This window comes from Luminiphilus sp. nBUS_16, assembly GCF_051201645.1.
Taxonomy (GTDB): Bacteria; Pseudomonadota; Gammaproteobacteria; order Pseudomonadales; family Halieaceae; genus Luminiphilus.
Genome location: NZ_CP179205.1, coordinates 2,907,664 through 2,922,526 on the forward strand (window position 1 = coordinate 2,907,664; position 14,863 = coordinate 2,922,526).

General features: G+C 51.7%; 14 protein-coding genes. 6 read left to right on the plus strand and 8 right to left on the minus strand.

Annotated elements, in window-relative coordinates:
- Window positions 1-27: 27 nt before the first annotated feature.
- From ACMAY6_RS12910 to ACMAY6_RS12920, 3 genes are all read left to right on the plus strand, one after another.
- A complete protein-coding gene (locus tag ACMAY6_RS12910) occupies window positions 28-396 on the plus strand; it encodes an MAPEG family protein (RefSeq protein ID WP_435212427.1) in 369 nt (122 codons plus the stop codon).
- Between the two features lie 191 nt (window positions 397-587).
- The gene (gene cysK, locus ACMAY6_RS12915) at window positions 588-1,640 is read left to right on the plus strand and encodes a cysteine synthase A (protein WP_435212429.1); all 1,053 of its coding nucleotides are present in this window, start codon (window positions 588-590) and stop codon (window positions 1,638-1,640) included.
- Between the two features lie 15 nt (window positions 1,641-1,655).
- Window positions 1,656-2,099 carry a TerB family tellurite resistance protein gene (locus tag ACMAY6_RS12920; protein ID WP_435212430.1) on the plus strand — a complete coding sequence of 148 codons (444 nt, stop codon included), beginning with the start codon at window positions 1,656-1,658 and terminating at the stop codon, window positions 2,097-2,099.
- Window positions 2,100-2,305: 206 nt separating this feature from the next.
- On the opposite strand, the gene ACMAY6_RS12925 is transcribed toward ACMAY6_RS12920, so the two are convergent.
- The 5 genes from ACMAY6_RS12925 to ACMAY6_RS12945 all read right to left on the minus strand — a co-directional run bounded on the left by ACMAY6_RS12925 (window position 2,306) and on the right by ACMAY6_RS12945 (window position 7,974).
- Window positions 2,306-2,692 (minus strand): hypothetical protein, encoded by a 387-nt coding sequence (locus ACMAY6_RS12925; protein WP_435212432.1) that lies wholly within the window; start codon window positions 2,690-2,692, stop codon window positions 2,306-2,308.
- A 21-nt stretch (window positions 2,693-2,713) separates the two neighbouring features.
- Entirely contained in the window at window positions 2,714-3,763 is a 1,050-nt protein-coding gene (locus ACMAY6_RS12930) for a 2-oxoacid:ferredoxin oxidoreductase subunit beta (protein WP_435212434.1), read from the minus strand.
- Window positions 3,760-5,640 (minus strand): 2-oxoacid:acceptor oxidoreductase subunit alpha, encoded by a 1,881-nt coding sequence (locus ACMAY6_RS12935; protein ID WP_435212435.1) that lies wholly within the window; start codon window positions 5,638-5,640, stop codon window positions 3,760-3,762. Before ACMAY6_RS12935 ends, ACMAY6_RS12930 begins: the two co-directional genes overlap by 4 nt.
- Window positions 5,604-7,412, minus strand: a complete 1,809-nt coding sequence (locus ACMAY6_RS12940; RefSeq protein WP_435212437.1) for an FAD-dependent oxidoreductase — start codon at window positions 7,410-7,412, stop codon at window positions 5,604-5,606. The genes ACMAY6_RS12935 and ACMAY6_RS12940 overlap by 37 nt, the downstream gene beginning before the upstream one ends.
- A 100-nt stretch (window positions 7,413-7,512) precedes the next feature.
- Window positions 7,513-7,974, minus strand: a complete 462-nt coding sequence (locus ACMAY6_RS12945; RefSeq protein WP_435212438.1) for a nuclear transport factor 2 family protein — start codon at window positions 7,972-7,974, stop codon at window positions 7,513-7,515.
- A gap of 119 nt (window positions 7,975-8,093) precedes the next feature.
- On the opposite strand from ACMAY6_RS12945, the gene ACMAY6_RS12950 reads away from it, so the two are divergent.
- The 3 genes from ACMAY6_RS12950 (at window position 8,094) to ACMAY6_RS12960 (ending at window position 11,596) form a co-directional block, all read left to right on the plus strand.
- On the plus strand, window positions 8,094-8,642 hold the full coding sequence (locus ACMAY6_RS12950) for a DUF1643 domain-containing protein (RefSeq protein WP_435212439.1): 549 nt from the start codon (window positions 8,094-8,096) through the stop codon (window positions 8,640-8,642).
- A gap of 3 nt (window positions 8,643-8,645) precedes the next feature.
- The gene (locus tag ACMAY6_RS12955) at window positions 8,646-9,407 is read left to right on the plus strand and encodes a class II aldolase and adducin N-terminal domain-containing protein (protein WP_435212441.1); all 762 of its coding nucleotides are present in this window, start codon (window positions 8,646-8,648) and stop codon (window positions 9,405-9,407) included.
- A gap of 470 nt (window positions 9,408-9,877) precedes the next feature.
- The gene (locus ACMAY6_RS12960; RefSeq protein WP_435212443.1) at window positions 9,878-11,596 is read left to right on the plus strand and encodes a class I adenylate-forming enzyme family protein; all 1,719 of its coding nucleotides are present in this window, start codon (window positions 9,878-9,880) and stop codon (window positions 11,594-11,596) included.
- 6 nt (window positions 11,597-11,602) lie between these two features.
- Here the strand turns inward: ACMAY6_RS12960 and ACMAY6_RS12965 are convergent, their stop codons facing one another.
- The 3 genes from ACMAY6_RS12965 to ACMAY6_RS12975 form a co-directional block, all read right to left on the minus strand.
- Window positions 11,603-12,445 carry an SMP-30/gluconolactonase/LRE family protein gene (locus tag ACMAY6_RS12965; RefSeq protein WP_435212445.1) on the minus strand — a complete coding sequence of 281 codons (843 nt, stop codon included), beginning with the start codon at window positions 12,443-12,445 and terminating at the stop codon, window positions 11,603-11,605.
- A 102-nt stretch (window positions 12,446-12,547) separates the two neighbouring features.
- On the minus strand, window positions 12,548-13,630 hold the full coding sequence (locus ACMAY6_RS12970; protein ID WP_435212447.1) for an LLM class flavin-dependent oxidoreductase: 1,083 nt from the start codon (window positions 13,628-13,630) through the stop codon (window positions 12,548-12,550).
- Complete coding sequence (locus tag ACMAY6_RS12975) at window positions 13,630-14,856, minus strand: cytochrome P450 (RefSeq protein WP_435212448.1); 1,227 nt, start codon at window positions 14,854-14,856, stop codon at window positions 13,630-13,632. The genes ACMAY6_RS12970 and ACMAY6_RS12975 overlap by 1 nt, the downstream gene beginning before the upstream one ends.
- Window positions 14,857-14,863: the final 7 nt, after the last annotated feature.

Sequence of the window (14,863 nt, forward strand, 5' to 3'; positions counted from 1 at the left end):
GAAAACAAATAGCGAAGGATTTTTACGATGCTGAATACAGAAATTATTTTTGCGCTGGCACTACTAATTATCCATGTATGGCTAGTGCCGATGGTGTTCAGCCTTGCAGAGGCAAAATGGCTTCTCGGCGCGCGCGATGAAGCCGTAGAGCTGCCAGTGTTAGCCCAGCGCGCCAAGCGCGCCGCCGCCAACTACATGGAATCATTGCCCGCCTTTTTGGCTATTGCCCTACTCCTCAAAATAGAGGGCATTGATACTGGCAGCCTCGCCCTCTACTGGCTTTCCCTGCGGGGGGTTTATCTCGTGTTATACGTTTTGGGGACACCGATAATCCGCTCTTTTGTTTGGGCGGGCTCAGTGGTCACTTTAGTACAAATGGCGCTTGCCCTTGTCTAGCGCCAGCAAATGAGAGCCCGATGCACTTGTCACACCCGAAACTCTGAGGTTCGCCGACAGGCAACTTCTTCTATGTTTCGAGGGGTCCTAAACCTCCCAAGAGCCCCTCTCGATCACATACGAATACAAGTGACTGGACGAGCTTCGGCTCTCGGGTGACACTATCCCCACATAGCCTTAGGAGAGCCACAGTGACCGATACCTTTCAAACACAAGGACGCGGACAACGCTACGACGACATCACGCGAACCGTCGGTGACACGCCCTGCGTAAAACTTAATCGCATCGCGCCAGATCACGTAGAGGTTTACGTAAAAATTGAGTCTTTCAACCCACTGGGCTCCGTGAAAGACCGACTTGCACTAAACATTATCGAAGCTGCGGAACGCAGCGGCCAGCTCAAACCCGGCCAAACCGTTGTCGAAGCCACCTCGGGAAATACCGGGATTGGCTTGGCCATGGTGTGCGCGGCTCGGGGCTACCCGCTGGTAATTACCATGGCCGACAGTTTTTCAATAGAGCGCCGCCGACTTATGCGCTTTTTGGGTGCCAAAGTTGTACTGACACCCAAGGCGGAAAAGGGCATTGGTATGTATCGTAAGGCGCGCCAGCTTGCCGCCGATAATGGCTGGTTTTTTGCGGCCCAATTTGAATCCAATGCCAATGCAGATATTCATGAGGCGACAACAGGCCCTGAGATCGTGGCTGATTTTGCCGATTCTCGACTCGATTACTGGGTCTCAGGCTATGGAACTGGCGGAACTGTTTCAGGCGTCGCGCGGGTACTTCGCAAAGCTCGTCCCGAATGCAAAATTATACTTTCCGAGCCCCATACAGCGACCTTGATAGGATCGGGAGAAGCTCAGGATCGCAACGACGACGGTTCACCTAATGGCAGTCACCCCGCCTGGTCGCCCCACCTAATTCAGGGCTGGACACCCGACTTTATTCCCCTAGTCCTACAGGAAAGTATTGATCACAACGGCTTTGACGAGGTTCGTCCGGTTGATGCCGAGGACGGAATGATTTGGGCCAAAAGGTTGGCTACTGAGGAGGGCATACTCACCGGGGTGTCAGGCGGCTCCACCCTCGCAACCGCTATGGAAGTTGCTGCCGATGCCGAAGCCGGTTCAGTCATTTTAGTTATGCTGCCCGATACTGGAGAGCGATACCTATCAACACCATTGTTTGAGGCTATTCCCGCGGAAATGACACCCGAGGAACAGGCTCTAGCCGATAGCTAATTCGGGGACTCAGACATGATTGGTAAGATAATAGAGCTATTTTCCGCAAGCCAAGCGGAACCCGAAGCCGCGACGAACGACGCTAGGCAGTTGGCTTCCGCGGCCCTCTTAATTGAGGTGGCAAAAGCTGACGCCGATTTTAGTGACGCAGAACGCGCCGCACTCCTAAAACTTTTGCGCAGTACGTTTGATCTCGATGATGAGGGCCTCACAGCTTTAGAAAGTTTGGCTGCCGAACGATCAAGTGATGCAGTATCCCTGCACGAATTTACCCGAGTCATCGTAAACGCCTGTGAACCTGAGGAAAGATGCCAGCTAGTTGGTCTCATGTGGCAGGTCGCCTTTAGCGATGACCATCTCGACAAGTATGAAGAGCATTTAATTCGAAAAGTGGCCGACCTGTTGTACGTATCCCACTCAGATTTAATGCGTATGAAGCACCAGGCCCAACCCATCTGAGAAACTTCAGGCCAATAATATTTAGGCGCAGCACAGACTCAGTTGAATTTAGACGCCTCCACGCCTTGCCGACTTAGAACAAAAACCGCCGCGAGTGGGGTTGCTCAGTGAAGCGCGCTTTAAAGGGCGGCGAGCCAAGGCGTCACAAGTTAAGCGCCCGTATAAACAGCGGCTCGCCGCAGGAAAGAATCTGCCCGGCCAAAGTATCAATCGATATCTTCAAGCGGTACTCGGGTCACAATACGCACGATAACCGGCCGCCAGGGTAACAGTCGAAACGATCGAATAAAGAAGCTCTGGAAAATACCAACACCCAACCAAATCAAGAATGCCTCGTAGCGCCAGGCGGCGAGATAAACCTGCGCTTCGCCCAACAACCCCTGACGTTCAGGTAATCCATCTATACTTAGTTGAGCTTCGCAACGCTGTGAACCGCAGTTACTCACTTCGTCATAGGTATCAAGGAGCTGGTGAATCACACCGGAGACATCGAGCAAGGGCATGACAAAGGACAGAAGACACAGAAGAATAGCGGCGAAGCCCGACCAAGCGAGCACATCACTGATACGTTTCTTTAATGCATTGGGTGCCATCGCTCTATTAAACCTTAGAACTCAACGCAAACCCGCATTGATCGAGTCCAAAAAGCGCGGCCCGGGACACAACTGCTGTTCATTCATAGAGTTCAGAGGACGGCGTGCGGTATCGAGAACATCATGCAGTTCCTCACTATCTCGCTGGATATAAAGCAACCCCGTGAGAATTTTCCCTTCCTTCGCGTAGTGGCTGGTGGCCTCTAACGCCGACTGCCGATCCTCAATATCATAGTCATTATCCTGCTTATACAAACGCACGACTGAACCATCATGCATGCAGACTTCACAGGTTGCTCCGGAATCATAGGTCGCCGTAATTTCTTGACGCATAGGGACGAAATCGACGGGCATATCCGTATTGGCACCGCGCATGTACTCATAACTCTTGGTCGACTCACTGTGGTTATTAAACGTAACGCAAGGCGATACCACATCGAGTAATGCGAAACCGCGATGGCTGATCGCTGCTTTGATAAGTGGAATGAGTTGTTGCTTATCTCCGGAAAAACTTCGACCGACAAAAGTCGCACCGATCTCTATGGCGAGACGGGCAAGATCAATGGGAGAGTACATGTTGATGTCGCCTTTTTTATTGGGCGACCCTGTATCCATCGTGGCGGAATCTTGGCCTTTTGTTAGGCCATAGCAGCCATTATTTTCGACGATATAGGTCATATTGAGGTTTCGTCGTACAACGTGTGCGAACTGCCCCAGCCCTATGGAGGCAGTATCTCCGTCTCCCGATATACCGATGTAAATCAGATCACGGTTAGCAAGGTTGGCTCCAGTAGCTACTGAGGGCATACGTCCATGAACACTGTTAAAACTGTGCGAACCCGACAAAAAATAAGCAGGGGTTTTCGAAGAGCAACCAATACCCGATAACTTAGCGACTTTATGGGGCTCTATATTGAGTTCAAAACACGCGTCAATAATTGCAGCGCTCACTGAGTCGTGTCCGCAACCTGCGCAAAGGGTCGATAAACCACCCTCGTAGTCCTGTCTGGAGCGACCCAGTTCATTAAGGGGCGCGTCGGGATGACGGAAAGCCGGCTTTACAAATGTCATGCAGTTATCTCCTCAGCAGCGGTGCGCCGCGTCAGCGGTGTGACATTGCCGTGGGTCACGTAGTTTCGAATCATTCCTGCAATCTTTCGCGCTGTTACAGGCAATCCGTTGTATTCGAGTATGGGAATCAGCTTTTCTTTGGCCGGCACACTGGTTTCATTCAGCATAAGACGACGCATCTGGCCATCACGATTTTGTTCAATAACGAAGATACGATCATGCTCTTTTATAAACTGCTCGACTTCGTGATTAAAAGGAAACGATCGAATACGCATGGTATCGAGATCAATCCCCTCTTTTTCGAGAATTTCAATCGCTTCGTAAGCCGGTGATGCGGTAGTGCCAAAAAATACGGCGCCGTAACGCGTTTCCATTTCTGACTGCTTGATTTTGGGCTCTGGAACAAGGCTCTTCGCCGTCTCAAACTTTCTTAGCAAGCGATCCATATTACGGACATATTCATCGCCATCTTCGGTATAGGCCGCGTACTCGTCCCGCGAGGTTCCCCGGGTAAAGTAGGCGCCTTTATCAGGGTGAACACCGGGATATGTTCGATACGGAATACCGTCACCATCGACATCCTTGTAACGCCCGAATCGCTCTTCCATATTATCGAGGTCGGCAGCGCTGAGAACCTTACCCCGATCGTATTTAAAGTCGGCGTCAAACTCCAAAGGTGGGGACATCCATTCATTCATACCGAGATCAAGATCGCTCATAATTATGATGGGAGTCTGCAAACGCTCTGCCAGATCAAACGCCTCTACCGTCATGCTGAAGCATTCTGCAGGCGTCGCTGGAAACAGCAGCACATGTTTAGTATCGCCATGGGAAGCATAAGCAGCCATTAACACGTCAGACTGCTGAGTGCGTGTTGGCATACCCGTCGAGGGGCCCGCACGCTGAACATCGATGAGCACAGTAGGAACTTCGGCAAAATACGCAAGGCCAAGGAACTCACTCATCAGCGAAACACCGGGACCGCTAGTGGCCGTAAATGCTCGAGCGCCATTCCAGTTGGCGCCAATAACCATACCCAGTGCAGACAGTTCGTCTTCTGCCTGAATAATCGCGTAATTTTTCTTGCCGGTACCCGGATCTATGCGCAGACGTCGACAATATTTGTCAAAGGCATCGACCACAGAGGTCGAGGGTGTGATGGGATACCAGGCCGCCACAGTCGCACCGGCATAGACCGCACCTAGAGCCGCTGCAGTGTTCCCGTCCATCAGAATATTGTCGAAATCTTCAATGTGCTTGGCAAGCTTGTGGCCGCGCTCCAAGTGGATACCGATAGGGCAGTCAAAGTGAGTAACGGCGTATTGATAACCCAGCTCTAGAGCGTAGATATTGGGCGTTATCAGTTTTTCCTTCCCTTTAAATTGATCGGCAACAAGATCTTTAAGCACGTTAAAATCAATGTTTAATAACGCCGAAAGTGCACCGACATAAATCACATTCTTAAACAGCAGCCGTTGTCGCGCATCAGTGTATTCACGCAAACAGATATCCGTGAAGGGAATGCCAAAATAGTTAACGTCATCTCTTATTAGCCGTAAATCGAGGGGCTTGGTAGAGTCGTAGACAAAATATCCTCCAGACTCCACCTCAGCCACATCACGCTTAATGCTCTGAGGGTTTACGCAAACCATAATATCGATACCGCCCCGTCGGCCTAAATAACCATCCTGACTGACGCGGACCTCATACCAAGTTGGCATTCCCTGAATGTTAGAGGGAAATATGTTGCGAGGACTCACCGGAATCCCCATCCGGAAAATGGCTTTCGCAAACATACTGTTGGCACTGGCAGAGCCTGTGCCGTTGACGTTGGCAAATTTTATGACGAAGTCATTGACGGACTGCTTTGCTTGCATGAGCTTCCAGCCTTGGTAACGCTATAAAAGAATCGTTGCATATCCCATGCACCCGTGGGGCATCGTTCAGCACAGAGTCCACAGTGCAGACAGACATCTTCGTCTTTCACCATGACCCGTTTTGTTTGGGGCAACGTTTTCGAAACATACAAATCCTGATCCTCACGTTTTGCGGGACGTCGCAGGGACTGCCGCAGTGCAGGTTCAGCATCATTATTAAGAAAATTTATGCAGTCTGTGGGGCAGATATCGACACAGGCGTCGCACTCAATGCATTTGGATGTTGTGAAAACCGTCTGTACATCGCAATTTAAACAACGCTCAGCCTCTTGATAAGCGACCTCAATATCAAAGCCCAATTCAACCTCAAGCTTGCGGTCTCTGAGTGCCTTTTCCTTGCTCACGTGGGGCACCGGATAACGATCATCGTTAGAGACTTCGCTGTCGTAACTCCACTCATGCACGCCCATTTTCTGACTTACTAAGGTCACTCCGGGCGCCAAGCGGTTTTCAACGTGCTCGCCGTTTAAGAAGAGGTCGATGGAGATGGCAGCCTGATGCCCTTGAGCAACGGCGGTAATAATATTTTCTGGGCCAAATGCCGCATCGCCACCAAAAAACACTTTTTTCAAGGTGCTTTGAAACGTGGTTTTATCAACCACCGGCATGTCCCACTTTCCAAATTCGATGCCCACATTGCGCTCAATCCAGGGAAAGGCATTATCCTGACCAATCGCAATAATGACGTCATCGGCCTCAAAGAATACCTCTTCACCTGTGGGCACCAGCTCACGATTACCGTCCGCGTCGTATACGACATTAACGACCGTAAAGCGCATACCTTTGAGAACGCCGTCCTCATGAACAAACTCTTTTGGCACGTGATTATTAATGATGGGGATATCTTCAGCCGCCGCATCTTCAATTTCCCAGGCAGAAGCTTTCATTCGTGAGAACTCGGAGCGAACGACGACTTTGACGTCTTCTCCACCGACTCGTCGCGCGGTGCGACAGCAGTCCATGGCCGTGTTTCCACCCCCCAGAACCAGCACTCGCTTTCCAATGCTGCTGACATGATCAAAGGCTACTGATGCCAACCAATCGATTCCCACGTGAATCGATGCATCACAAGCCTCGCGACCAGGAATATCTAAATCGCTTCCTCTAGGGGCGCCCGTTCCAATAAATACGGCGTTATAACCCTGCTGCAAAACGGACTTAAGACTTGAGATATAAGTTTGGAAATGTTGGCGAATACCCATGTTGAGAATGAAATCGACCTCTTCATCCAACACCTCGGGTGGCAGCCGAAACGCCGGAATTTGACTGCGCATGAAGCCTCCACCTAGAGGCTGATCGTCATAGAGATCAATCTGATAACCCAGGGGCGCCAAGTCTCTGGCAACGGTCAGCGAGGCCGGTCCTGCTCCAATCAGAGCGACGCGTTTACCATTACCCTCTGCCGGTACGGTCGGTAATAAGTGGCTTACGTCATCTTTATTATCGGCGGCCACGCGTTTAAGCCGACAAATAGCGACCGCTTCTTCTTCGATGCGCCCGCGGCGACAAGCAGGTTCGCAGGGGCGATCACAAGTGCGCCCCAAGATTCCCGGGAAAACATTTGACTCCCAGTTCACCATATAGGCGTCGGTGTAACGCCCCGCTGCTATCAGGCGGATGTATTCGGGCACCGGCGTATGCGCCGGACAGGCGTACTGGCAGTCCACTACTTTGTGAAAATATTCGGGATTTTTGGTATCAGTCGCTTTCACTGCACATCTTCTTTTTATATTCCCCCGCAGCCAACACTACACACCGGACTCAAGAAAATAAAGCCATGAGACCGAAGTTTATTACTCCTGTAAATCAAAGCTAAGCAAACCCTAAAGCATCTAGACTGCCCATTGTAAAATTCTGATCTGCCGGTAACGCTACAGTGTTACCCCACAGCGCTCGGTTGGCGAGGGCCGTATCAAAACCCTCGATTAACGTTAAAACCTGTCCCCCAACGCATTTAAAAATATGAAGATAGGCCTGATCATAGTATTCACCGGAGCGCGCTCTTCCTTCATTGATCGCCAACGCGACGACGGTAGCCCCATCTGCACAGAGAATGCGATGCTCGTTGCAGAAAACCATTTGGTCAGGGTCAACGCAACCAAAGACCCGAGGTAGAACCTCCTCAAAAAAACGTGACTTTCCTTGATACACCCCCGAAAGGATGTGATCGCGTGTTGGACACACAAGTGTAAAATCATCGTGAATCAATGCCCACAAACGCTCGTTGTCCCCAGATTTTATGGCGCTGTAAAAACCATCAACAATCTGTTTCATAATTGTCCTCAGCACATTTCAAACTTTGACTAGCAAGGTACTTAACCAACGGGAACTTATCTATAGAGGGAGATGTACAGTGGCCTTTGAAATTATTGAAATACTCGGGTTTGTGAGCCGTGGAAGGTAGCGCTGGGTTATCACGCTGCAAAGGCTATCGATACTGGCTGAAACGACGTTGGGATGATGGCCCTGAGATCGTCTTTGTGGGTCTCAACCCCTCCACCGCAGATGCTAAGACTGACGACCCTACCCTACGTAGGATCATGGGGTTTTGTAGTGACTGGGGATTTTCCGCGGTGACAGTTATCAACCTTTTTGCATGGCGAAGCCGACACCCTAGAGAATTAAGCACGGTTCAAGACCCTGTGGGGCCCAGAAATAATTATTGGATAAAAAAACTGAGTCAGGGCGCGGAGCCTGTGGTTGCCGCTTGGGGGAACGGAGGCAGTTTGCATGGGCGAGATCAGTATGCCCTAACTAGGATGACAGAACTTTACTGTCTGGGCGTCACGCAACAGGGGTGCCCTCGCCATCCGCTTTATGCCCCAGCGACCTGCCACCTTGTAAAGGTAGACAAAGCCGCAAACTCAAACTATAAAACCCTTAATAGGCGTTCACTTGCCAAATACTCAGGCCGAGACCATTGGTGCGATCAGAGGAGATAGAAAATGCCGAATACGGTTGAAAGGATAAAGGCAGATCGCGACCTAGAGACTCAACGCGAAGATATGGCCGCTACATTTCGTTGGGCAGAACGTTTGAATATGAATGAGGCCGTTGCCAATCACTTTAGTCTCGCGGTGGATGGCGCGGGGACCCAGTTTTTAATGAACCCCAACCAAGTCCATTTCGGGCGTATCAAAGCCTCTGACCTCATTTTGCTCGATGCCAATGACCCTTCGGCGATGGAGGGTCCCGAGGCCCCTGACCCAACTGCTTGGGGTTTACATGGATCGATTCACAGGCTCTGCCCCCATGCGCGATGCCTAATGCACGTGCATTCCAAAGCGGCTACCGTGCTCGCAACTCTGGCTAACAGCACGCTGCCACCCATCGATCAAAATAGTGCCATGTTTTATGAGCGCCATATTGTTGATGCCGATTACGGCGGCTTGGCATTTGAGGCAGAAGGCGTTCGCTGCGCTGGCCTACTTAATAATCCAAAAATACGCATCATGGTAATGGGTAATCATGGCGTGCTGGCATTGGGCCAAACCGTTGCCGATACGTTTTTTCAGCTCTACTACTTTGAGCGCGCGGCACAAACTTATATCAGCGCCCTTCAGACAGGGCAGCCACTGCGTTTTCTTGATGACGACATCGCCAGAAAAACTGCTGAGGAGCTCGCTGCCTATCCGGATTCGGCAGATTCTTATTTGAGAGATATCAAATTGATACTCGATGCGGAAGGTTCTGACTTCCGGCTGTAATGCCTTGATCAACACGATGAGCCAGGGGGCGTTACATACAGGAGTGCCTCGCCTGCCCCACACCAGTGAAAAACCCTCACTCCCTGCACTCAATCTTCGGTATCACCTTCCTCTGCGACAGGTTTAGGGGTTTGCGCAATTCAAGCGGGCGCCGCGGTAAGTCAGCTCTGCGCCCCACATCCAGCCAAAAACACCCTTTACAGCTGACATTGATTTTGCGCGGCACACCATACAGATATAGGCAGCGGTACACTTGAGTCTGGGCTCGCAGATGACTTTATGCCCCTAACCTCTCAAAAACTTTGCGACCCTGAGCTTTAAAAAGAGGGGCCCATTATTTAGTGGTAACAACGATTATCCGCAATAGGGCGCGTCTAAAATCCCCTGTACTGAATAACTCAAGTGCGTATAGTTTGCCGCTCCAATCTGTCCTACCACGTAGCCCCAATACAATAAGGTGAACAACGATCATGACATCATCTTCTTTAGAAGAAGCCATAAATCTTTTAACGCAAGAAAACTCGCCTTTTGCGGTGACAGAAGCGGTGGTCAATGGCTTGTCTCTCCCAGTGTTCGCCAATGCGCCAAAATCCCTTGCCGCATTGCTGCAACAAAGCGCAGAAGAATTTTCTGACAGAGAACTATTGGTCTTTGAAACGGAACGATTAAGTTACGGCGAGTTTGCTGCGCGAGTATCGCGTTTCGCCCAAGTGCTCAGCAAAGACTTTGGTGTGAGCAAGGGTGACCGTGTTGCCATCGCTATGCGCAATTATCCTGAGTATGTCATCACTCTGCTGGCGGCAGCTTCACTGGGTGCGGTAGCAGTTCATATGAATGCTTGGTGGACAGCCCATGAACTGGCTTACGGATTTGAAGACTCGGGAGCGAGGTTGGCGGTAGTCGATGATGCTCGAGCTGAGCGACTGCAAGGTACCGCGTCCAAGTTGGGCATTACAGTGATTCGCGTGCGACCTCAAAACGCAGTGCCTCATGACTTCGATACGCTGATCGCACAATACCCCGATGCGGTTTCTCACCCCCACACGACCGATCCCGACGATGATTTTTCAATCATGTACACCTCAGGGTCTACTGGGCACCCCAAAGGGGTCATTCTCACGCACCGCAGTGTGATCACGGCGCTGTGGTCTTGGCTCATGATTCTTCCTACTTACGAAGCCATGGGCTATCCAATCCCTGCGCCTACTGATAATACCGGCCAGCCTCTGGGCCAGTCGAACTTGGTTACGGTTCCTTTCTTCCATATTTCAGGCACTAACAGTTGTTTTTTACTGACTTTAGCTGCGGGCGGAAAAGTCGTACTCATGCCACGGTGGGATCCGGCGCTTGCCGTAGACCTCATTGAATCTGAGCAAATCACCCGATTTTGGGGGGTGCCTACCATGTCCGCTGATATTCTTGAGGCGGCTGCCGCAAGTGGTGCGAGCCTGTCGTCACTGAACTCTATCGATGCTGGTGGCGCGAAGCGTCCGCCTAGCCAGGTGGGAAAAATTGCCCAACAGTTTAAGCAGGCCTCTCCCGCGACAGGCTTTGGCATGACCGAGACCAATGCCTTAGGCCTACGCTTGTCAGGAAAAGATTACATAGACCATCCTGGCGCGGCGGGTCTGCTGATACCGCCGGTTCAAACCCTGAAAATCGTCGCCGATGACGGCTCCGATGCCAAGACCGGTGCCGTGGGAGAGCTGGCACTGAAAAGCGCCGCCAACATGCGCGGCTACCTCAACAAGCCGGAGCAAACTCGAGACGCGCTGCGTGAGGGCTGGATGTTTACCGGCGATCTGGCCTACCAAGACGCAGAGGGGCTGGTTTACATTGTGGGTCGCAAGAAGGACATGATCATTAGAGGCGGCGAAAATATCGCCTGCCCCGAGGTGGAAGGCGCGCTGCATCAGATCGAAGGCATATTAGAAGCGAGTGTTTTTTCGATTCCCCATGAACGGCTTGGTGAAGCAGTTGGGGCTGCGGTTTACGCCAGCACCCCCCCAACTTTATTGGAGCTGCAGGCTGCCCTCGAACAGACACTAGCCCGCTTCAAAATCCCCGAGAAAATTTGGTTTTACCCTGAACCGCTGCCCAGAGGTGCCACCGAGAAAATTGATAAACGGGGCATTCGAGAAGCCTGTCTAGGTGGTGCTGTTGCGTCGTGTGGGCCCAGCAAAAACTAAACCTCGCTAGGCCACCGGCACCGACACCCGGTAAGCGTCAATACGGGCCGTTAGCGCCTCCCGACATGCCTGTCGCTCAGTCGCCACAGCGGAACTGACAAACAGCGTGTCGCCCTCTGGTCCACCGAGAGCACAGGCAATGGCCTGACGGCCGGTTTCTATGCTGTCCAAAACTGCCCCACCTTCACCTAGGCGCAGCACTGATCCCGTCGTCGGTGATGCCGCCCAGATGGCCCCTTCTACGTCGGCACAAATACCGTCAGGTACCGCCCCCTCGGGTAATGCTGCCCAAGTACGCCGATTAATGAGCTCAGATTCAGCAGATATGTCAAAAGCTGTCAGACAGCCCTTGAAGGTTTCCGCAACCACCAAAACCGACCCTTTACTGAGCACTGTCATACCGTTGGCAAAAAGCAAATCACTTGCAGCAGCATGTACCGACCCATCGGAATCTACACGCGCCAAGGTGCCTGGCATTACAGATTCCCCGCTGGAAAGATCAAAACCAAAATTCCCCACCCAGGCTCTGCCCTGTGAATCAACCAGCATGTCATTGATACGACGCTCTGCGATTGTGGACAGATCGGCATAGGGCAACAAACCGTCAGACCCAGTCCATCGCAGCACCTGACGGTCTAGCATTGAGGCGATCAGCAAATCACCATTGGGGAGCCAGCCCAAACCCGATGGCCGTCGAGGGACGGCCACTACACGCTCAGGGGCACTGCCCGGTACTACGCGAAAAACCGCCTCACCGTGCATATCTGAAAACCACAACGCATCCTTGTACCATCGCGGGCCCTCGATAAAAGCAAAGCCATCACAAATTTTAGATTTTTCGCGTTCCATGTGTTTTTCTCAGCAAACAAATCTTAGGAATACCGAGGGCGGTGTGAATACTGTGACAAAACCGCTCGACCATTCCGACCGTCTCCAACACAGTATTAAGTGCTAGGGCGCGACGATACCAGCACTCACTAATGCGGGCTGAATATCTCGCGCAAACCGCTCAAGGTCATCACGGTACCGGGGAAACGTCAGCATAACTGCATCGACACCCAAGCTATGGGCTTCAACAAGCTGCTCAACGACGTCAGCAGCAGTTCCAATGACGTGCACACCGCCACCGGAGGCGGCCAGCATATCTTTGGTGAAATCGTCAAAAGACCCACTACCCGCAGTAAGATCGTGAAGCCAATTATCGGCCGCTACGGAGTCTTTAGACGCGATGATTGCTGCTAATGTGTCCTCCGCCTCGCTTCGACTATCAGCCCAGAGTAAAAAAGGAAAAATTGCAGTCCTGACACGACGGTTGTAGGGAGCAGCCTGAGCGGTAATGCTTTCTACGATAGCTCCCACCGCAGCAATAGACGGCGTCGAGATAAAGGCCCAATCACACAGACGCGCAGTCATTCTTTGAGCATCTGCCGACGTCCCTGCATTGGCAATTTGTGGCTGTCTGTGCGGAATGGGTGAAGCTTCCCCGTTAGTCACAGAGTACCAATCAGTCTGGTGATTGAGGGGTTGCTGCGTCGCATCCCAAAGACCCCTGAGAATTTCTATAAACGCTGCTGTACGCTCATAGCGTCGACCGTGCTCAGCCAGCTCCACACCCATCATGCCAAACTCTCGCGCACTCCAGCCGCTGACCACATTAAGGCCCCAGCGATCACCACTCATATGCGCCAATGTCGCGCCCATCTTTGCAACCACAAAGGGGTGAAATAACGGTACATGCACCGTTGAAAAAATATTGATGCGTTCAGTAGCGCGCAACAACGCAGCGGCCCAGGTGGTAGTCTCAAGCGACGTTCCCAAGAAATTAGTTTCCCCACCAAACCCCCGCCAGCGGGATACTGGAAAGAGGTAATCAAAACCCAACGCCTCCGCACGCTGAGCCAGCAACTCGTTCTCAGCATAGGTCCATTGATCAGAGACAACATCGTGAGTCGATATCGAAGGCATATTGGAGCAGTTGGGCATAAACAGGCCCAGCGACAACATACGTGCGGCTGTACGTTGCGCTTGAGCCACTACAGTGTCACGCCTAAATGTTCAAACCCCCTGAACAAAAAAGCCTGTCGAAGGCGAGCTGAGTCGGTATCAACTTGAAAGTCGGGGTAAGCCGAAAACAACTCTTCGAGGAAAATTCGACCTTCCAATCGCGCCAATTCAGCACCGACACAATAATGAATACCACCGCCAAAAGTGAGGGGCTTCTCCTGACGAGGATCAATAACAAAAGACTCGGGATCTTTAAAAATCTCGGCATCACGGTTGGCCGCCGCAACAATCGTCAAAATTCGCTCGCCCGCCTTAATGGGCTCATCTGCGACCACAGTATCGGACAGCGCTGTGCGATATGTCGCCTGCAATGACGACTCGAACCGAGTAATCTCTTCAGTCGCAGCACTGGCCAAGCCCAGATCTGCCCTCAACTTAGCGCGCTGCTCAGGATGAGCTCCCAACAGATACATACCGTTACCAATCATGTGTGCCGTGGTCTCAAAGCCCGCCCCAAAAAGTCCGATGACAGATGTACTGAGTTCCTCAGCCGACAACGAATTGCCACCTTCGTTGGCCATGGCCAGTGCAGTACTGAGATCGTCTTTAGGCGTCAGCCGACGCCTTGCAAACAAGTCGTCAAAAAAGGCCGTCAAGAATTCCATCTGGCGATTGGCCAAGGCCAACTCAACATTACTAAGCGCTCTTGTTTCAAAAACGGGAAAGGTATCTGCAATGGCCTGATTCAACTGCAAAAGAAGTTGGTCTGAAAACTCGCTTTCCTCGAGGCCCAACATGTCACACATGACCAGGGTGGGAAACCGATAAGCAAAGGCCGCAATAAAATTCACGCCGGGCTTGCCTTTGATAGCGGCCAACAGCCCCCGAGCAAGCTCTCGTACTCGTGGCTCCATGGCGCGAATACGTCTCAGTGACAGTGCTCCCGCAATGAGGCCCCGCAGCCGCGTATGCTGGGGTGGATCCTGCATAACGAAGACACGAGACAGCCAGGCATAAGCGGGGTGTGATAGCACGTCAAAATTTTCGTCGTAAAACAGCTGAATATTACGAACAAAGTCGCCTTGGCCAAAGGCCTTGTCTATCAATACGTGGCGGCAATCATCGTAGCGGGTCATCACCAAAAACCCGAGATCTGACCGGTGTACCGGATCGCACTCGCGCATTTGGCGAAAGATAGGGTATGGATCCGCAAGCAGTTGCGGATCCATAGGGTTGAACGAGAAAGTGCTACTCACGGCAACA

Bases quoted from the DNA above. Each gene is read 5' to 3' on its own strand.
- ACMAY6_RS12965 (WP_435212445.1), bottom strand. From the start codon at position 12,445: ATGGAACGCGAAAAATCTAAAATTTGTGATGGCTTTGCTTTTATCGAG.
- ACMAY6_RS12910 (WP_435212427.1), top strand. From the start codon at position 28: ATGCTGAATACAGAAATTATTTTTGCGCTGGCACTACTAATTATCCAT.
- ACMAY6_RS12955 (WP_435212441.1), top strand. From the start codon at position 8,646: ATGCCGAATACGGTTGAAAGGATAAAGGCAGATCGCGACCTAGAGACT.
- ACMAY6_RS12930 (WP_435212434.1), bottom strand. From the start codon at position 3,763: ATGACATTTGTAAAGCCGGCTTTCCGTCATCCCGACGCGCCCCTTAAT.
- ACMAY6_RS12945 (WP_435212438.1), bottom strand. From the start codon at position 7,974: ATGAAACAGATTGTTGATGGTTTTTACAGCGCCATAAAATCTGGGGAC.
- ACMAY6_RS12960 (WP_435212443.1), top strand. From the start codon at position 9,878: ATGACATCATCTTCTTTAGAAGAAGCCATAAATCTTTTAACGCAAGAA.
- ACMAY6_RS12935 (WP_435212435.1), bottom strand. From the start codon at position 5,640: ATGCAAGCAAAGCAGTCCGTCAATGACTTCGTCATAAAATTTGCCAAC.
- ACMAY6_RS12925 (WP_435212432.1), bottom strand. From the start codon at position 2,692: ATGGCACCCAATGCATTAAAGAAACGTATCAGTGATGTGCTCGCTTGG.
- ACMAY6_RS12920 (WP_435212430.1), top strand. From the start codon at position 1,656: ATGATTGGTAAGATAATAGAGCTATTTTCCGCAAGCCAAGCGGAACCC.